The sequence below is a fragment of the Amaricoccus sp. genome (assembly GCF_017995835.1).
Taxonomy (GTDB): Bacteria; Pseudomonadota; Alphaproteobacteria; order Rhodobacterales; family Rhodobacteraceae; genus Amaricoccus.
The window spans coordinates 1-18,357 of sequence record NZ_JAGOID010000065.1 but is presented as its reverse complement, the minus strand read 5'-3'; the positions used below and the strand labels follow the sequence as shown (position 1 = coordinate 18,357).

Annotated in this window: 19 protein-coding genes; 10 read left to right on the top strand and 9 right to left on the bottom strand. The window is 71.1% G+C overall.

The annotated features are described in order from the left end of the window. The first annotated feature begins 3 nt into the window (after positions 1-3). Complete coding sequence (locus KBA23_RS11095; RefSeq protein WP_290740774.1) at positions 4-924, top strand: AEC family transporter; 921 nt, start codon at positions 4-6, stop codon at positions 922-924. Between the two features lie 4 nt (positions 925-928). Here the strand turns inward: KBA23_RS11095 and KBA23_RS11090 are convergent, their stop codons facing one another. The 5 genes from KBA23_RS11090 to KBA23_RS11070 form a co-directional block, all read right to left on the bottom strand. After that, positions 929-1,114 carry a hypothetical protein gene (locus tag KBA23_RS11090; RefSeq protein WP_290740765.1) on the bottom strand — a complete coding sequence of 62 codons (186 nt, stop codon included), beginning with the start codon at positions 1,112-1,114 and terminating at the stop codon, positions 929-931. A 118-nt stretch (positions 1,115-1,232) separates the two neighbouring features. Next, the gene (locus KBA23_RS11085; RefSeq protein WP_290740762.1) at positions 1,233-1,787 is read right to left on the bottom strand and encodes a hypothetical protein; all 555 of its coding nucleotides are present in this window, start codon (positions 1,785-1,787) and stop codon (positions 1,233-1,235) included. A gap of 195 nt (positions 1,788-1,982) precedes the next feature. Next, positions 1,983-2,444: a DUF2244 domain-containing protein gene (locus KBA23_RS11080; RefSeq protein WP_290740759.1), complete on the bottom strand. Its 462-nt coding sequence runs from the start codon at positions 2,442-2,444 to the stop codon at positions 1,983-1,985. Positions 2,445-2,530: 86 nt separating this feature from the next. Continuing rightward, on the bottom strand, positions 2,531-4,198 hold the full coding sequence (gene ctaD, locus KBA23_RS11075; RefSeq protein WP_290740756.1) for a cytochrome c oxidase subunit I: 1,668 nt from the start codon (positions 4,196-4,198) through the stop codon (positions 2,531-2,533). 58 nt (positions 4,199-4,256) lie between these two features. Next, positions 4,257-4,391, bottom strand: a complete 135-nt coding sequence (locus KBA23_RS11070; protein WP_290740753.1) for a hypothetical protein — start codon at positions 4,389-4,391, stop codon at positions 4,257-4,259. Positions 4,392-4,420: 29 nt separating this feature from the next. On the opposite strand from KBA23_RS11070, the gene KBA23_RS11065 reads away from it, so the two are divergent. Further along, on the top strand, positions 4,421-4,879 hold the full coding sequence (locus KBA23_RS11065) for an MmcB family DNA repair protein (protein ID WP_290740771.1): 459 nt from the start codon (positions 4,421-4,423) through the stop codon (positions 4,877-4,879). A 13-nt stretch (positions 4,880-4,892) separates the two neighbouring features. On the opposite strand, the gene KBA23_RS11060 is transcribed toward KBA23_RS11065, so the two are convergent. Then, a complete protein-coding gene (locus KBA23_RS11060; RefSeq protein ID WP_290740768.1) occupies positions 4,893-5,114 on the bottom strand; it encodes a DUF6324 family protein in 222 nt (73 codons plus the stop codon). A 118-nt stretch (positions 5,115-5,232) separates the two neighbouring features. On the opposite strand from KBA23_RS11060, the gene ligD reads away from it, so the two are divergent. From ligD to KBA23_RS11030, 6 genes are all read left to right on the top strand, one after another. Beyond that, positions 5,233-7,674, top strand: coding sequence for a DNA ligase D (ligD, locus tag KBA23_RS11055; RefSeq protein WP_290740750.1), 2,442 nt, complete (start codon positions 5,233-5,235; stop codon positions 7,672-7,674). A 13-nt stretch (positions 7,675-7,687) separates the two neighbouring features. Then, positions 7,688-8,566: a Ku protein gene (locus KBA23_RS11050; protein ID WP_290740747.1), complete on the top strand. Its 879-nt coding sequence runs from the start codon at positions 7,688-7,690 to the stop codon at positions 8,564-8,566. A 358-nt stretch (positions 8,567-8,924) separates the two neighbouring features. After that, positions 8,925-9,992 (top strand): tetratricopeptide repeat protein, encoded by a 1,068-nt coding sequence (locus KBA23_RS11045; protein ID WP_290740744.1) that lies wholly within the window; start codon positions 8,925-8,927, stop codon positions 9,990-9,992. Next, positions 9,992-10,618 (top strand): alpha/beta family hydrolase, encoded by a 627-nt coding sequence (locus tag KBA23_RS11040; RefSeq protein ID WP_290740741.1) that lies wholly within the window; start codon positions 9,992-9,994, stop codon positions 10,616-10,618. The genes KBA23_RS11045 and KBA23_RS11040 overlap by 1 nt, the downstream gene beginning before the upstream one ends. A gap of 82 nt (positions 10,619-10,700) precedes the next feature. After that, on the top strand, positions 10,701-11,477 hold the full coding sequence (locus tag KBA23_RS11035; protein WP_290740739.1) for an exodeoxyribonuclease III: 777 nt from the start codon (positions 10,701-10,703) through the stop codon (positions 11,475-11,477). After that, on the top strand, positions 11,474-12,418 hold the full coding sequence (locus KBA23_RS11030) for an alpha/beta fold hydrolase (protein ID WP_290740736.1): 945 nt from the start codon (positions 11,474-11,476) through the stop codon (positions 12,416-12,418). Before KBA23_RS11035 ends, KBA23_RS11030 begins: the two co-directional genes overlap by 4 nt. Here the strand turns inward: KBA23_RS11030 and KBA23_RS11025 are convergent. Both KBA23_RS11025 and ppk2 read right to left on the bottom strand, forming a co-directional pair. Then, positions 12,381-13,517, bottom strand: coding sequence for a class I SAM-dependent RNA methyltransferase (locus tag KBA23_RS11025; RefSeq protein ID WP_290740733.1), 1,137 nt, complete (start codon positions 13,515-13,517; stop codon positions 12,381-12,383). The two genes, KBA23_RS11030 and KBA23_RS11025, sit on opposite strands and share 38 nt — an antisense overlap. Before the next feature lie 66 nt (positions 13,518-13,583). Beyond that, positions 13,584-14,459: a polyphosphate kinase 2 gene (gene ppk2, locus KBA23_RS11020; protein WP_290740730.1), complete on the bottom strand. Its 876-nt coding sequence runs from the start codon at positions 14,457-14,459 to the stop codon at positions 13,584-13,586. A gap of 241 nt (positions 14,460-14,700) precedes the next feature. On the opposite strand from ppk2, the gene KBA23_RS11015 reads away from it, so the two are divergent. Continuing rightward, on the top strand, positions 14,701-15,162 hold the full coding sequence (locus KBA23_RS11015; RefSeq protein WP_290740727.1) for a VOC family protein: 462 nt from the start codon (positions 14,701-14,703) through the stop codon (positions 15,160-15,162). Positions 15,163-15,412: 250 nt separating this feature from the next. Beyond that, positions 15,413-17,830, top strand: coding sequence for a DNA topoisomerase (ATP-hydrolyzing) subunit B (gene gyrB, locus KBA23_RS11010; protein ID WP_290740724.1), 2,418 nt, complete (start codon positions 15,413-15,415; stop codon positions 17,828-17,830). A gap of 298 nt (positions 17,831-18,128) precedes the next feature. Here gyrB and KBA23_RS11005 read toward each other — a convergent pair. Beyond that, positions 18,129-18,357: integrase core domain-containing protein (locus tag KBA23_RS11005; RefSeq protein WP_290740720.1), on the bottom strand; the 229-nt coding region annotated here is incomplete at its 5' end.

Below are 18,357 nucleotides of genomic sequence, written 5' to 3'. Positions count from 1 at the left end.
ACCGTGGTCCTGCCGGTCTTCCTGGTGATCGGCGCGGGATGGCTCGCCGCGCGCACGGGGCGCTTCTCCGCGGGCGGCGTCGACGGGCTGATGGTCTACACCCAGAACTTCGCGGTTCCGGTGCTGCTTTTCCGCGGCATCGCGGACCTCGATCTCGGCGCGGTGTTCGACGCGCGGCTGCTCGTATCCTTCTACACCGGCGCCGTGATCTGCTTCGCCCTCGGCATCCTCGGCGCGCGCGTGATCTTCCGCCGCCGCCCCGGCGAGGCGGTGGCGATCGGCTTCGGCGCGCTGTTTTCCAACTCGCTGCTCCTCGGCATCCCGATCATGCAGCGCGCCTACGGCGCCGACGCGCTGGCGCCGAACTTCGCCATCATCGCGATCCATGCGCCGCTCTGCTACCTGCTCGGCATCACCGCCATGGAGTTCGCCCGCGCCGACGGCCGCGGCCTCGCCGGCACCGCGCAGGCCGTCGCCCGGGCCATGTTCCGCAACGCGCTGATGATCGGGCTGGCCATCGGCTTCGTCGTGAACGTCTCCGGCACGCCGATCCCGGAACCGGTCGCCGTCGCGGTGGACATGGTGGCGGATTCGGCGCTGCCGGCGGCGCTCTTCGGCCTCGGGGGCGTGCTGACCCGCTACGCGATCCGCGCCTCGCTCGGCGAGGCGAGCATGATCGCCGTCCTGTCTCTGCTCGTGCATCCCGCGATCGCCTATGGCCTCTGCCAGGCCTTCGCGCTGCCGACGGACTTCGTCCGCTCGGCGGTGGTGACGGCCGCGATGGCGCCGGGCGTCAACGCCTACGTCTTCGCGAGCCTCTATTCCCGCGGCCAGGCCCAGGCGGCAAGCGCGGTGCTGTTCTGCACCGCGGTCTCGGTGCTCACCATCTCCGTCTGGCTGACGGTCCTCGGCGGAGTTCGCTGAACGGTCACGGCGTTCCAGCCACCTGCTGCGCGGCCGGGTCGATCCGGGCGGGAACGCCGACGTCGACGACGAAGGCGCTCGCGATCACCAGCGACAGGATCGCGACGAGCCAGGGCGTCGAGAACCGTTCGCGCCGCCGGAGCGGCAGCCGGCCGACGGGATTGATCGGGGGATGGTTCGGAAACAGCATGGGACAGGCTCCTTTCGGTCGCGCCCCGTTCTGCCCCGCCTTGCGTTACCGTCGCGTGACTCGGGCAGGCTCCCCGCGCGGCCCCGCCGTTCTCTCCCCTGCCGATGGGCCGACCGCCTCAGAAGCGCGAGAGCTTGTCGAAGTCCATCAGTTCGATCAGCGCGGCCTTGTCGTCCTCCGACGCGGAGCCGGTCGCCGAAACCAGCACGCGGTCGTCGATCACGCCCTGCATCTCGCCATCCGTGACGGCGAAGGGCGTGCGGTGGATGCGCCGCGTCGCCGTCCCGGCTAGAGACGCCATGCTCCCGACCATCGAGCTGACCGCGCTCACCATCGGCGAGTCGGTGATGACCGACAGCTCCACCGAGTCGTCGCCGCGGCTGTAGGTGGCCGAGACGGCAGTGCCGCCGCCGAACATCGCCAGCCCCATGCCGCTGGCCGCGGCGTCGCCGTCCTCGCGCGTCCAGCCCTCCGGCGCCGCCGGCAGGAGCGCGGCCAGTTCCTGCGCCTTGGCGTCCGCAAGGAGCTTGACCGCATAGTCCAGATCCTTGCGCGCTCCCGCCACGTCGCCGCCCCGATACGCTTCGAGCGCCTCCTCGACGACGTCGGTGAACTCGTCCGCCACCGCGGGCCCGGCCATCAGCACGAGTCCCAGTACAAACGCCAATCGCATCTTCGATGTCTCTCCTGTCATGCCAACGGCCCGGGCGCCTGACTCGTGCCGAAGCCTTCCCGAATCCCCAAAAAGTGGCAAGCCCGATTCCAGCCGCCTTCCAGCCACTTTCCAGCCAGATAGAACCACGCCTTTTCAGTCTATTGCCTCGCGCCGCCCAAGCCAGCCGTCTCTTGCGCATTTCACCCCGGAACTTCACCCCGCCGGCTGGAGCCGCCCCAGCGCTGCCCGGAGGTCACGATAGAGCGCCTCGCGCTCGGGCGGACTGAGGAAAGCGCCGAGTTCGATCTCGCGGCCGTTCCCCTCCAGCGTCAGGTACTTCTCCACCGGCGCATCCTCATCGAGCAGCCGCACCCGCACCCAGTGCGGATCGGCGTGCCATCGCCGCACAGCGCCGTCCGCCTCGCGCCGCTCCACCGTGATGAGGTCGGGCCAGAGCCGCAGTTCCTCGCGCAGCCGCCCGTCGGCGTAGCTCCGCCGCAACGCGGCCCACAGCGCCAGCGGCGCGATCGCCGCGAACGGCAGCAGCCCCCAGACCACCGGGGTCGCGAGGAACGGCACGAGCAGGAGCGCCGCCCCGACCGCGACCACCGCGACCACCAGGGCGAAGCCGCGGCGCGGCAGCGAGCGGTTCGGCCACAGCGTCAGCGCCAGCACCGGCGGGTCCGCGCGCCCGAAAGGATCGGGGCGACCGTCGCCGGCCGCCCCACCCGTATCGTCGCTGCGCCGCGCGTCCACGGCCCTCAGTGGTGGGCGGGCGAGCCGCCGCGATGGTCCCACATGTCGGGCGTCGGCAGCGTCTCGAAGGTGTGCTCCGGCGGCGGGTTCGGCAGCGTCCATTCCAGCGTCGGATCGGGCTGCGGGCCCCAGTATTGCGGGTCGGTCACCCGCCGGCCGTGGCGCAGCGTGTACCAGACCACCCCGATGAAGAAACAGAACGAGGCGAAGGAAATGAAGGCCCCCATCGACGAGACGTAGTTCCAGAGCGCGAACTGCTCGGGATAGTCGATATAGCGCCGCGGCATCCCCTGCCGCCCCAGGAAGTGCTGCGGAAAGAAGGTGAGGTTGGCCCCGATGAAGAACACCCAGAAGTGCAGCTTGCCCGCCCATTCCGGGTACTGCCGGCCCGACATCTTGCCGATCCAGTAGTACATGCCGGCGAAGATCGCGAAGACCGCCCCGAGGCTCATCACGTAGTGGAAGTGCGCCACCACGTAGTAGGTGTCATGATAGGCCCGGTCGATCGCCGCCTGCGACAGCACGACGCCGGTCACGCCGCCGATGGTGAACAGGACGATGAAGCCGAGGGCGAACAGCATCGGCGTCTTGAACTCGACCGAGCCGCCCCACATCGTGGCGATCCAGCTGAAGATCTTGATGCCCGTCGGCACTGCGATCACCATCGTCGCCAGCATGAAGTAGGCCTGCTGGGTCACCGACATGCCGACCGTATACATGTGGTGCGCCCACACGACGAAGCCGAGCGCGGCGATGGCGATCATCGCGAAGACCATCGGCAGGTAGCCGAAGATCGGCTTGCGCGAGAAGGTCGAGATCACATGGGAGATGATGCCGAATCCCGGCACGATCACGATGTAGACCTCGGGATGCCCGAAGAACCACAGGATGTGCTGGTAGAGGATCGGGTCGCCGCCGCCATCGGCCGAGAAGAAGGTCGTGCCGAAGTTGCGGTCGGTGAGCAGCATGGTGATCGCGCCGGCGAGCACCGGCAGCGCCAGCAGGATCATGAAGGCGGTGACGACGATCGACCACACGAAGAGCGGCGCCTTGAGCAGCGTCATGCCCGGCGCGCGCATGTTGAGGAAGGTGGTGATCATGTTGATGGCGCCGAGGATCGACGACGCGCCCGAGAGGTGCACCGCGAAGATCGCGAGATCCATCGACATGCCCTGCTCGGTCGTCGACAGCGGCGGATAGAGCACCCAGCCGACGCCGGCGCCCGGCTGGCCGCCGCCGCCCGGCACGAAGAGCGACACGACCGCGAGCGAGGCGCCGGCGACGAACAGCCAGTAGCTGAGGTTGTTCATGCGCGGAAACGCCATGTCCGGCGCGCCGATCATCAGCGGCATGAAGTAGTTGCCGAAGCCGCCGAAGAGCCCGGGAATGACCACGAAGAACATCATCAGGATGCCGTGGCCGGTGATCAGCACGTTCCAGAGGTGTCCGTTCGGCACGCCGTCGATCAGCATGTACTGGACGCCGGGCTCCATCAGCTCGAGCCGCATGTACACCGTCATCAGCACCGAGACGAACCCGAGCGCCCCCGCTGTCACGAGGTAGAGGATCCCGATGTCCTTGTGGTTCGTCGACATGAACCAGCGGGTGAAGAAGCCTGGCGAACCGTGGCCGTGATCGTCGGCGTGGCTGTGGCTGTGGGCGGCGTCGGCCATGGCTTTCTCCTCGGAACGCACGGCCGCGCGCCCCGGGGGGCACGCTGCCTGACCCTGTCTAGCCCGCTGGAACGCCGGCCTCAAGCGTCACTTCGCCGTGCATGACAGTATATTGCGCCGCCGCAGCGACCGACCCGCCGCTCGCGCCGCCGGCGGGATAAGCGTTGCCGATCAAGCCCTTGGGAATGGTCACGCTTGACGTTCCCCGCCGCCGCCGCGATCATGCGCGGCGTGGCCGATCTCCCCGCACCCGGTTTCCGCCTCGCGCGCGGCGTCTGCCGCCTGCTTCGCTCCTACGACTTCGCGCCGCTCTGCGAACTCGTCCTCGCCACCGGACTGCGGGTGGACGTGATCGGCGTCGGCCCCCGCGGCGAGATCTGGATCGTCGAGTGCAAGTCCTCGCGCGCCGATTTCGTGTCGGACCGCAAGTGGACGGGCTACCTCGAATGGTGCGATCGCTTCTTCTGGGCCGTCGACGCCGACTTTCCCACCGACCTCCTGCCGCCCGAGGCCGGCCTCGTCATCGCCGACGCCTACGGGGCCGAGATCGCCCGCATGGCGCTCGAGACGCCCCTGCCGGCCGCGCGCCGCCGCGCGCTCACCCAGCGCTTCGCCCGCCTCGCCGCCAGCCGCCTCGCCAGCGCGCTCGACCCGATTCCCGGCCTCGGGCCGATCGGCTGACGCCGCGGCGGCGCTACCGCTTCGGGCCGCCCTTGTTCTGGCCGCCCTTGCCGCTCGCCGTCCGCGCCCGGTGGGCGGCGGCGCGCAACTCCTCGGCGATCTCCTCAGCCTCCTCCGGCTCGAAGTCGAGCGGAAAGCCCCCGGTCGAGGTCTCCACGAAGATCCGCACCATCCCGAGCGAGGTCGGCCCGATCTGCAGGCTGCCCGAGACGTCGCTCTCGCTGTTGATGTCGATCCGACCCTTCCTCATGGCGCGCATTCTCGCCGCCCGCTGGCCCCGCGGCAAGAGGCGTAAACCGAGCTGCCGAAAGCGCCGCTTGCCGGGAGCGGCGCCCCGTCCTACCGTTCCCCGCGTGGCGGACAGGCTCGACACCTATCGGGGCAAGCGCGACTTCGGTCGCACCGCCGAGCCGCGCGGGGCCGTCGTGGCGTCGCCGGGGCGCCGCTTCGTGGTCCACAAGCACCACGCCACCGCCGACCACTACGACCTCCGCCTCGAACTCGACGGCGTGCTGAAGAGCTGGGCCGTGCCCAAGGGCCCCTCGCTCGACCCGGCCGACAAGCGCCTCGCCGTCGAGACCGAGGACCACCCGGTCGCGTACATCGACTTCGAGGGCGTCATCCCCGAGGGCGAGTACGGCGGCGGGCCGATGATCGTCTGGGACACCGGAACCTGGGCGCCGATGGACCCGGACCCGGCGACGGCGCTGGCCAGGGGCGCCTTCAAGTTCCGCCTCGCCGGCGAGAAGCTCTCGGGCGGCTGGATGCTCGCCCGCCTGAAACCGAAGAAGGGCGAGACCAGGCGCAACTGGCTGCTCTTCAAGGAGCGCGACCAGGCCGCCGACCCGGCCACCGACATCCTGACCGCCTGCCCGGAATCGGTGAAGTCCGGCCTGCGCATCGAGGAGCTGCGCCCCGATCCGCCGACGCCGGAGGCGAAGCCCGTGAAAGCCCCCCGCCTCCGCCCCGGCGCGCTCCCCGGCGCCGTGAAGGCCCCGCCGCCCGCAACCCTCGCCCCCCAGCTCGCCGCGCCCGCCGACGCGCCGCCCGTCGGGCCCGACTGGCTGCACGAGATCAAGCTCGACGGCTACCGCACCCTCGCCCGCGTCGAGGCAGGCGCGGTCCGCCTGATCACCCGCGGCGGCCTCGACTGGACGAAGCGCTACGGCGCGCTCGCGGACGCCTTCGCCACCCTCCCCGACGCGCTGATCGACGGCGAGGCGCTCGTCCTCGACCCCAAAGGCGTCAGCCGCTTCGAGATGCTCCAGGACGCGCTGTCCCGCCACGCGACCCACGAACTCGTGTTCTTCGCCTTCGACCTCCCCTGGCTCGCCGGCTGGGACCTGACCCGCGCGCCGCTCGCCCGCCGCAAGGCGCTGCTGGCCGATCTCCTGCGCCCGCTCGGCCCCCGCGCGGCGATCCAGATCAGCGACCACATCGAGGGCGACGGCGCCGCCTTCTTCGACCGCGCCGCCGACCTAGGCCTCGAGGGCGTCGTCTCGAAACGCCCGGACGCCCCCTACCACCCCGGCCGCTCCCGCACCTGGGTCAAGGCCAAGGCCCGCCGGGCCGGCGACTTCGCCATCGCCGGCTTCACCCGCTCCGCCGTCAACGCCGGCCTCGGCGCGCTCGCGCTCGCCGAATGGGAGCAAGGCGAACTCGTCTACCGCGGCAAGGTCGGGACCGGCTTCGACGCGGCGACGATCGCCGATCTCCTCGCCCGGCTGGAGCCGCTGCGCGATGGCGCGGCGCCCCTCGACGGCGCCCCCCGCGACGTCCACCCTGTCCGACCGCTGCTCACGGCCCACATCCACTATGCGAACAGAACCGGCGAGGGCCTGCTCCGCCATGCCGTCTTCAAGGGACTGCGCGAGATGAAGCTCGCCGACCTGCCCGCGGGCCTGCCGCGCCCGCGCCTGATCACCGAGGCCGACCTCGCCTCGGTGACCATCACCAACCCCGAACGTCGCCTCTTCGGCCGCTCCGGCCCGACCAAGCTCGACGTCGCGGTCTACTACGCCGCCGTCGGCGACGCGATGCTGCCGCACCTGATCGGCCGACCCGTCAGCCTCTACCGCTGCCCGACCGGCAAGCCGGCCGACTGCTTCTTCCAGCGCCACGCCTTCACCGGGATGCCGCCCACCATCGCCCGCTTCGAGATCGAGACCTCCGACGGCCCGAAGACCTACATCAGCGTCGAGGACGCCCGCGGCTACCTCGCGCTGCCGCAGTTCGGCGTCATCGAACTCCACGCCTGGGGCTGCCACCGCGACGCAATCGAGACCCCCGACCGCGTCACCTTCGACCTCGACCCCGGCGAGGGCATCGACTGGCGCGTCGTCACCGAGGCCGCCGTCCAGGTCCGCGACACGCTCGCCGCGGCCGGCCTCGTCCCCTTCGTCAAGACCACCGGCGGCAAGGGCGTCCACGTCGTCGTGCCCCTCGTCCCGAGGCTCGACTGGAAGGCGGTCCACGACGCGACCGGGGCGCTCGCCCGCCGCATCGCCGCCACCGCCCCCGACCTCTTCACCACCACGCAAGGCCCGGAAAACCGCAAGCGCCGGATCTTCATCGACTTCCACCGCAACGCCCGCAGCGCCACCGCAGTCGCGCCATACTCGTTGCGGGCGCGCAACAATCTCTCCGCCTCGACGCCGATCGCGTGGGAGAACCTCGGAAACATCGACGCACCGACGGATCTGAACTATGCTTCCGTTCCGGAGTTGATCGCGACAAGCGGCGACCCTTGGGCCGAGATCGACGCCTCCGCCCGGGAACTGCCCGCCGCGCAATGACGGGAGGACGACCATGGCCCCCAGGGCGAGCTGGACCGGCTACCTGAAGCTGAGCCTCGTGAGTTGCCCGGTGCGGCTCTATCCCGCAACCAGCTCCACCGAACGGGTCCGCTTCAACCAGCTCCACAAGAAGACCCACAACCGCATCAACATGAAGCCGGTCGATCCCGAACTCGGTCTCGTCGAGCGCGCCGACCTCGTGCGCGGCTACGAGTACGAGGACAAGAAATACATCATCATCGACGACGAGGATCTCGACGCGGTCCGGATCGAGACCAACCACACCATGGCGATCGAGGCCTTTGTCGACGCCGGCTCGATCGACGTCATCTGGCAGGACAGCCCCTACTACCTCGCCCCAGACGGCGCTATGGCCGAGGAAACCTTCATCGTGCTGCGCGAGGCGATGCGCGATTCCGGCAAGGCCGCCATCGCCCGCCTCGTGCTGTCCTCGCGCGAGCGCGTCGTCTGCATATCGCCGCGCGACCGCGGCATGTTCGTCTCGGTCCTGCGCAACCCGAGCGAGGTCCGGGCGACGACCGCCTATTTCGACTCGATCCCCGACGACAAGCCCGACGCCGAGATGCTGGCGCTGGCCGAGAAGCTGATCGAGCAGAAGGCGACCGAGTTCGACCCGGCGGCCTACGAGGACCGCTACGAGAAGGCGCTGATGGCGATGATCAAGGAGAAGCTCAAGGGCCACAAGCCGATCATCGCCGCCGCGCCGGAGCGCGGCAACGTCGTCAACCTCATGGACGCGCTCAAGGCCTCGCTCGGCCAGTCGAAGCCGCCGGCGAAGAGCCGCAGCAAGGCCGCGGACAAGCCCGCCGCCGAAGCCCCGGCGAAGCCGGCCCCGCGCGCGAAGCGCGCCCCTGCCAAGGCCGGGGCGTGACGTCACGGCAGCGAGGCGGGCGCAACGTCGGGTCCGTGCGCGGGGCGGGTATCCGAGATCCGTTCGAACCGTTCGCGCCTTCGCCTCCGGGAACGACGCGGGATCCGTGCCGATGTCTCCGCGCGATTAGACCCGTGGCTAATCGCGCCGCGCCTGCCCGCCCGGGGCAGGCGCGATTCCGCGCCAGCCGGGCAGGCGCGCCGCGATTGCTCTCGCAACGGAAATCTTCACCCCCCTCGCCCTCCGCGCATGGCGCTCCAGGCGACGGACCGCGCGGCGCGCCACTGGCGCCCCGCAAGATGCGGTCCGGGGACATGCGCCCCACCGCCGTAATGCACTAGAGATCTCGCACCGACCGATGCCCCCCCCCGCCCCCGTCTACGGCCTCCTCGGCCCGCTCACCGCCTTTCCCCGCCGCCTCGCCGCCCGCGCGGCGATCACGGCTGGCGCGCGGCTCCGCCGCGGCGCCGACCGGGGCGTCACCCATCTCGTCCTCGGCCGCGGCCTCCTCGACCGCCGGGACGATTCCACCCTCGCCGCGCGCGTCGCCGCCGAAGCCGCGTCGGGGCGCGCGCTCCTCTCCGAGGCGGGCTTCCTCGCCGCCCTCGGCCTCGCGCCCGCGCCCGCTCCCGCCGGCATGACCGCCGCCGAACTGGCCGACAAATCCCGCCTGCCCCCGACTGAGCTCGAACTCCTGCGCCTTTTCGACGCCTTCGAGACCCCGGCGGCCCCCTTCGGCCTGCGCGACCTGATCCTCGCCCGCAAGTACGCGGCCCTCCTCACTGACGGCGCCGGCTGGGGCGAGATCGCCCGCTCGCTCCGCGGCGCCTGCCGCGTCACGCTGCCCGCCCGGGCGCTGGAGCGGCAGGGCCGCGCCATCCTCGCCCGCGACGGCGCCGACCGGCTCTGCGAGCTCGACGGCCAGTTCCTGCTCGACCTCGGCGGCGCGGGCGCCACCCCCGACGACCTCTTCGCCGAGGCCGAGGCCGCCGAGGACGAAGGCCGCCTCACGGACGCCGCCGCTTCCTACGCCCGCTGCCTCGCGCTCGACCCGACCGACGCCACCGCCGCCTTCAACCGCGCCAACTGCCTGCGCCTCCTCGGCGAGGCGACCGAGGCCGAACGCGGCTACGTCCGCGCGCTCAAGCTTGACCCCGGTTTCGTCGAGGCCTGGTTCAACCTCGCCGGCCTCACCCGCGCCCGCGGCCGCACCGCCGCCGCGCGCAGCCAGCTCGCCCGCGCCATCGCCGCCGACCCCGACTACGCCGACGCCGTCTACAACCTCGCCACGCTCGAGTTCGAGGCCGGCGACCTCGCCGCCGCCGAACGCTGGTGGCGGCGCTACCTCGAACTCGACGCCTCCTCCGAGTGGGCGCGCACGGCGGAGCGCGGCCTGCAATTCGTCGCGCTGGCGCGGCGCGGCTGATGCCCCGGCTGCTCCGCGACGGGCCCGACGACGCCCCGGCGACGCTCCTCCTCGCCCACGGCGCCGGCGCGCCGATGGACAGCCCCTGGATGAACGCGCTGACGGAGGCTCTCGTCGCCGAGGGCCTCGCCGTCGCCCGCTTCGAGTTCGCCTACATGGCCGCCCGCCGCGACGGCGTCCGCAAGCCGCCCCCGCGCGGCGAGACCCTGATCCCCGAGTTCATAGACGCCGTCGCCGCCCTCGCCCCGCCCGGCCGGCTGGTGATCGGCGGCAAGTCCCTCGGCGGCCGCGTCGCCTCGATGGCCGCCGACGCCGTCGGCCCCGCCGGCCTCCTCTGCCTCGGCTACCCGTTCCACCCGCCCGGCAAGCCGGCGCAGACCCGCACCGCCCACCTCTCGACCCTGCGGACGCCGACGCTGATCTGCCAGGGAACCCGCGACCCCTTCGGCGGCCCCGAGGAGGTCGCCACCTACGACCTCTCCCCCGCGATCGAGCTCATATGGTTCGAGGACGGCGACCACTACCTCGCCCCGCGCAAGTCCGTCACCGGCGTCTCCGCCCCCGAGCACCGCCGCGCGCTCGCCGCCGCGGTCGCCGGATGGGTCTCACGCCTGCCCTGTGGATAACTTCAGGCTTTTAAAATTACCACGTAATTTCAATGCACTAATATCATTTCACGCGTGTTAGGCCCGGGCTGACGGAAGGGAAATGCGGATCGCCACCTTCAACATCAACAACGTGGTCCGGCGCCTGCCGAACCTCCTCGCCTGGCTCGACGCGACCCGGCCGGACGTCGTCTGCCTGCAGGAACTCAAGGCCGCCGAGCCCGACTTCCCCGCCGCCGCCCTCGCCGAGGCCGGCTACGCCGCCGTCTGGCGCGGGCAGCGCGCATGGAACGGCGTCGCCATCCTCGCCCGCGACGCCGAGCCGGTCCTGACCCGCACCGACCTCCCCGGCGACCCGGACGACCGCCAACCCCGCTACATCGAGGCCGCCGTCCGAGGCGTCCTCGTCGCATCGCTCTACGCCCCGAACGGCAACCCCCGGCCGGGGCCGAAGTTCGACTACAAGCTCGCCTGGATGGCCCGCCTGCGCGCCCACGCCGCCGGCCTGCTCGCGGCCGGCGTGCCCGTCGTCCTCGCCGGCGACTGGAACGTCGCCCCCGAGCCCCGCGACGTCTATCCGACCCGCTCCTACGACGACAACGCCCTGGTCCAGCCGGAGACCCGCGCCGCCTTTGCGGCCTTCCTCGCCGACGGCTGGACCGACGCCCTGCGCCGGCTCGAGCCGGAGGCCACCATCTACACCTTCTGGGACTATCGCCGGAACCGCTGGGAGCGCGACGCCGGAATGCGCCTCGACCACCTCCTGCTCAGCCCCGAGGCCGCCCGCCGCCTCCGCCGGGGCGGCGTCGACCGCGCCGCCCGCGGCGAGCCGGACGCCAGCGACCACGCCCCCGCCTGGATCGAGATCGCACCCCGATGAGCCTTGGCGAGGCTCGGCTTTCCACGGTCCGCGACCTTGGCTATCCCCGCGCCATGCGCCGCGCCCTGTTCGCCCTCGCCCTCCTCGCCGCTGCCTGCGCCGGCCCGCCGCCGGCGGACCCGGAAGTGAGGCTGCGGTCCTGGCCGGCGCGGGGCGAGACGCGGGCGACAATCCTGGCGCTCCACGGCTTCGGCGACACCGGGGCGACGGCCTGGGCGGAGGCCGCCCGCTACTGGACGAGCCGGGGCATCGCCGTCTACGCCCCCGACCAGCGCGGCTTCGGCGAGAACCCGAGCTGGCGGCGCTGGCCGGGGGCCGAGGCGCTGGTCTCCGACGCGACCCAGCTCTCGCACATCGTCCGCGCCCGCCACCCCGGCGTGCCGCTCGTCGTGGTCGGTCATTCGATGGGCGGCGGCGTGGCGCTGGCGGCGGCGGCCGCCGGCCTCGACGCCGACGCTCTGGTGCTGGCCGGCCCGGCGATCGCCGGGGGCGATGCGCTCAACCCGGTCCTGCGCGCCGGGGCGTGGACAATGGCCGCGCTGATGCCCGACAGACGCTGGACCGGGGACGGCGTCGTCGACATCAGCCCGACGGACAACATCGAGGCAATCCGCCGGACGGTGGCCGATCCCCGCTTCTTCGGCGACCCGTCGAGCCGGGAACTCTGGGGACTCGTGCGGATCATGGACATGGCCGCCGCCGCCGCGCCCTCGGTCGAGACGCCCACGCTGACGCTCATGGGCGCCCATGACGAGGTGCTGCGCCCCGACCGGGTCGAGAGCGTCCACGACCGCATCCCCGCCGCCGCCGGCTGGCGCCTCTACCCCGAAGGCTGGCACTGGCTGTTCCGCGACCTCCACGGCGGGATCGTGCTGGAGGACGTCGCCACGTTCACCCTCGGCCTCAGGCCAGCGGCCCCGTCCGGTAGAGCCGTACCTTGAGCGGACCGTGCGGGATCGGCGGATCCGGCGGCCCGAAGGGGAGACGCGTCGCCCGGGCGAGCCCCGGATCGGCGGCGATGAGCCCGACCCGCCAGCCGGAGAAACGCGACGCCAGCGTCGCGCCGAGCGCGGCGTAGAGCGGCCCGAGCCTGCCGGTCTCGCCGATGCGCGCCCCATAGGGCGGGTTGACCATGACGAGCCCCGGCGGCCCCTCCGGCGGGACGACGTCGCTGACGGCCGCCTGCCGGAACGCGACGACCTCCGCCACCCCGGCGCGCGCGGCGTTGGCGCGGCTCATCGCCACCGCCCCGGCGTCGCGGTCCGAACCGTGGAAGCGCAAGGGCGTCTCGCGCCGCAGCGCCGCAGCCTCGGACTTCATCGCCGCCCAGGCCGCCGGATCGAAGCTCGCCAGCCGCTCGAAGGCAAAGCCGCGCGAGCGGCCGGGCGCGAGGTTCATGGCGATCTCCGCCGCCTCGATCGGGAACGTCCCCGAGCCGCACATCGGATCGAGGACCGGCTCCCCGCCCCGGTAGCCGCAGGCGGCGAGAAAGAGCGCGGTCATGGTCTCGCGCATCGGCGCGGCGTTGACGGCCTGCTTGTGGCCGCGCCGGTGCAGCATCTCGCCGGAGGTGTCGACCGAGATCGTGCAGAGATCGTCGTCGATCCTGACCCTGAGCGTCACCGCCTCGCCCGGCTCGTCCTCCGAACCGGCCGCGACGACCGGCGCCCCGAGCGTCTCGCGGATCGCCGTCGCGATGCGCTCCCGCGCGGCGCCGGCGTGATAGACCCGCGACTTCCGCGTCGTGACCTCGATGCGCACGGGCACGTCGGGCCGCAGCGTCGCCGCCCAGTCGACCTTGCGCGCTCGCTTGTCGAGCTGGGCGAGGTGCAGCACGCGGAACTCGGCGACGCAGATGAGGACGCGGGTGGCCCCGCGCAGCCAGAGATTGGCGCGCCAGACCTCGGGCCAGCCGCCCATGAGAGCGACGCCGCCGGGAACCGACTGCGGGCCGGGCAGGCCGAGCGCCGCGGCCTCGTCCCGCAGCAGCGGTTCGAGGCCGGGAGAGACGGCGAGGAAGAGCAGGCGAGCGCCGGACATGGAGCCGACATAGCGGGAAAGCCCGGGAGGCGCGAGCGCCGGCCGCCGCCTTCGGCGCCCGCCGCGTCAGTAGATAGCCTCCACCCAGCGTTGACTGTCCTTCGCGGGGCGGACGTAGCCGTCGTCCTTCTGGCGGGGCGTCAGGCGGACCTTCGCCGGCTTGATCTCCTCGTAGGGGATCTGACGCAGGAGATGAGCGATGCAGTTGAGCCGGGCCCGCTTCTTGTTGTCGGCGTCGACGACGTACCAGGGCGAGAGATCGGTGTCGGTCGCGGCGAACATCTCGTCCTTGGCGCGCGAGTAGTCGATCCAGCGGGCGCGCGACTTCACGTCCATCGGCGAGAGTTTCCAACGCTTGATCGGGTTCCGGATGCGCTCCCTGAAGCGACGCTCCTGCTCGTCATCGCTGACCGAGAACCAGTACTTGACCAGCACGATGCCGGAGCGGATCAGCATCTCCTCGAACTGCGGAACGGCGCGCAGGAACTCGGAATGTTCCTCGGGCGTGCAGAAATCCATCACCTTCTCGACCCCGGCGCGGTTGTACCAGGAGCGGTCGAAGAGGGTGATCTCGCCTCGCGCCGGCAGATGGGCGACGTAGCGCTGGAAGTACCACTGGCCGCGCTCGCGCTCGGTCGGGGCGGCGAGCGCGACGATGCGGCAGTGGCGCGGGTTGAGGCTCTCGGAGATGCGCTTGATCACCCCGCCCTTGCCGGCGGCGTCGCGGCCCTCGAATAGGACGACGACGCGCAACCCCTCGCGCTTGACCCAGTCCTGGAGCTTGAGAAGCTCGAACTGCAACCGGACGAGCTCGCGGACATAGCCCTTGCGCCTGCGCGGAGCGGCGGCGAGCTTCCACGCCGCCTCGCGCGCGACGCCCTCGACCGCGTCCTCCAGGATCTCGCCGCCGTCCGGCCGGGCGCCGCTGCGCTTCTTCGCCATCGCCATGCCTCCTTCATGCGTGCACGCGCCATCCTATGACGATCGGGCGACGACACGCGAGACGTCCGAGGAAAGATCGCACCTGTCGCCGTGGCTCCGGACGGCTCGGTGACCTGCCCTCTCCCAATGATGGGCGGCCGACGGGTTCGCCTCACGCGACGTGTTCCTGCATGCCTTTTCGCCCGCCTTGGCCCGCTCGCCGGCGCCGGGGATGATCATGGAAAGACCCGGGGAGGCGGCCATGTTTGCGAAGTCGATCACGGCGGTTACGCTGGGCGTGGCGGATCTCGCCCGGTCCCGGGCCTTCTATGCGCGGCTGGGCTGGCAGGCCGACGAGGCGCAGGGGGGGGTGGTCTTCATCCACCTGGCCGGGCAGATGCTGTGCCTGTTCGGGATCGAGGATCTGGCGAAGGACCAGGGGCGCGAACGCGCCAGGCTGGGCACGGGGGCCATGACGCTCGCCCGGAACTTCGCCACCGAGGCGGAGGTGGACGCGGCCTACGCGCTGGCGCTGGAGGCCGGGGGGACGGCGCTCAAGCGGCCCGAGAAGGTGTTCTGGGGCGGGTATTCGGGCTATTTCGCCGACCCGGACGGGCATGTCTGGGAACTGGCGATGAACCCGTTCTGGGAGATCGGGGAGGATGGAACGCTTCAGATCGATGTCTCGGCCACCGTGTGCGGGGGCGCGTCGAGCACGTCCTGATAGGTCGCGGGGCGATGGGGACGGGCCTGGGTGTTCATGGGTGCAGCATAGCGCGCGACAGGCGCGGTGTCATGCGAAGCGGATCCCGGGATCACCGCCCCGCGGGCCGCAGTGGCGAGGCGAACCGGCGCCCGGCGCCCATATAACCCCTTGAAGATTTGGGAGAGCCGCCAAGCGGGAGCAAGGGGCGCGTGACATCCCTGCCCCGTCCCGCTAATCTGTCTCACCACTGACGAGGACCCCCGACAGCATGGCCGACCCGACCCGCGCCTCCGAGGAATACGGCGCCGATTCCATCAAGGTCCTCAAGGGCCTGGAGGCCGTGCGCAAGCGGCCGGGGATGTATATCGGCGACACCGACGACGGGTCCGGCCTGCATCACATGGTCTACGAGGTCGTCGACAACGGCATCGACGAGGCGCTGGGCGGCTGGGCGGACCGGGTGAGCGTGACGCTGCACGCCGACGGGTCGGTCAGCGTCTTCGACAATGGCCGCGGGATCCCGGTCGGCATCCACGAGGGCGAGGGCGTGTCGGCGGCCGAGGTCATCATGACCCAGTTGCACGCGGGCGGAAAGTTCGACCAGAACAGCTACAAGGTCTCGGGCGGTCTGCACGGCGTCGGCGTCAGCGTGGTGAACGCGCTTTCCGACTGGCTGGAGCTCCGGATCTGGCGCGACGGGATGGAGCATTTCGTCCGCTTCGAGCGCGGCGAGACGGTGGAACCCCTGAAGGTCGTCGGCCCCGCGGAGGGCAAGCGCGGCACGCAGGTGCGCTTCCTCGCCTCGACGGACACGTTCTCGAACCTCGACTACGTCTTCAAGACGCTGGAGCACCGGCTGCGCGAGCTCGCGTTCCTGAACTCGGGCGTCCGGATCATGCTCGTCGACCGGCGTCACGCCGAGCCGATGGAGGTGGAGTTGCACTACGACGGCGGCGTGCGCGAGTTCGTCCGCTGGCTCGACCGCTCCAAGACGCCGCTGATCAAGGATCCGATCTGGATCGAGGGGACGCGCGACGGGATCGGGGTCGAGGTCGCGCTGTGGTGGAACGACAGCTACCACGAGACGGTTCTGCCCTTCACCAACAACATCCCCCAGCGCGACGGCGGCGCCCATCTCGCGGGTTTCCGCGGCGCGCTGACGCGCACGATCAACGCCTATGCCGGCGAGTCGGGCCTCGCGAAGAAGGAGAAGGTCGCGCTCTCGGGCGACGACGCGCGCGAGGGGCTGACCTGCGTCCTCTCGGTGAAGGTCCCGGACCCGAAGTTCTCATCGCAGACCAAGGATAAGCTGGTCTCGTCAGAGGTGCGCCCGGCGGTGGAGAGCCTGGTCGGCGAGAAGCTCGCCGAGTGGTTCGAGGAGAACCCGGCCGAGGCGCGCACGGTGGTCGGCAAGATCGTCGAGGCGGCGCTGGCGCGCGAGGCGGCGCGCAAGGCGCGCGAGCTGACCCGGCGCAAGACGGCGATGGACGTGGCGAACCTGCCCGGCAAGCTCGCCGACTGCCAGGAGAAGGACCCGGCCAAGGCGGAGGTGTTCCTCGTCGAGGGCGACAGCGCCGGCGGCTCGGCCAAGCAGGGCCGGAGCCGCCAGAACCAGGCGGTGCTGCCGCTGCGCGGCAAGATCCTCAACGTCGAGCGCGCGCGCTTCGACCGGATGCTGTCCAGCCAGGAGATCGGCACGCTGATCACCGCGCTCGGCACTGGGATCGGGCGCGACGAGTTCAACCTCGGCAAGCTGCGCTACCACAAGGTCGTCATCATGACCGACGCCGATGTGGACGGCGCCCACATCCGCACCCTCCTGCTCACGTTCTTCTTCAGGCAGATGCCGCAACTCATCGAGGCCGGCCATCTCTATATAGCCCAGCCGCCGCTCTACAAGGTGACGCGGGGCCGCTCCGAGGTCTACCTGAAGGATCAGGCCGCGCTCGACGCCTACCTGATAGAGCAGGGGATCGAGGGCGCGACTCTGCGCCTCGGCGACGGCTCGGCGATCGCCGGGCCCGACCTCGCCCGCGTGGTCGAGGAAGCGCGGACGGTGCGCGCGACGCTGGGTGCCTTTCCCACGCACTACTCGCGTCCGATCCTGGAGCAGGCGACCATCGCCGGCGCGCTCGTCGCCGGCGTGCTCGACGCCGACCCGCAGGGTACGGCGGACCGGGTGGCCGGGCGGCTCGACCGGATCGCGGCCGAGTACGAGCGCGGCTGGCAGGGGCGGCCCACGCAGGACCGGGGCCTTCGGCTATGGCGGGTGTTGCGCGGCGTCGAGGAGGCGCGCGAGATCGACGGTTTCGCCCTGCGTTCGGCGGAGGCGCGCCGCCTCGCGAGCATGACGAAGGCGCTTCAGGAGGTCTACGGCGAGCCGGCGAGGCTGGTGCGCAAGGACCGGGAGCTGCCGATCCACGGGCCCACGGAACTGCTCGAGGCGGTGATGCGCGAGGGCGAGAAGGGGCTGTCGCTACAGCGCTACAAGGGCCTCGGCGAGATGAACCCCGAGCAGCTCTGGGAGACGACGCTCGACCCGGAGGCGCGGACGCTCCTGCAGGTGCGGGTGGAGGATGTCGCGGACGCCGACGACATCTTCGCCAAGCTGATGGGCGACGAGGTCGAGCCGCGGCGCGAGTTCATCCAGACGAACGCGCTGGCGGTGGCGAACCTCGACGCCTGATACGGTGTAGGTTCGTGCATTTCGTTGCGTTCCACCCATATCTTTGCGCGTTCGCGCATAAGCTTGCGTTTGCCGCGGACGCTCTTCGCCCAAGGCGCGGGTACGGTCCTTGCTGGAGCGTCGGCGGTGGCGCCTCCAGACGATGCCGGCAGGCTGGGGCGGGTCGCATATCCGCCGCTGCTTGTAACGCGTCAACCTCGATGTCCGGCACCGACAACCAAGTTGGCCGGTGATGGCTGCTCGGCGGCGGGGAGCCTCGGAGCTGTACCGCACCCGGTTCCCTGGACAGTAGGTTGCACTATGCCGCGCATGGCAGGTTCTGGTCGAGCCATCTCTGACGTGCGGCGGCGGGGCTGAGGTGGCCGTTCTTCTCGATCAGCCACTGGGTGTTGTAGCGGAGGACGAAGTCGCGGACGGCGTCGCGGAAATCGTCGATGCTCTGGAAGATGCGGCCATGCACGACCTGCTCCTTGAAGGTTCGGAAGAAGCGCTCGATGACGCCGTTGGTCTCCGGTTGCCGGACGAAG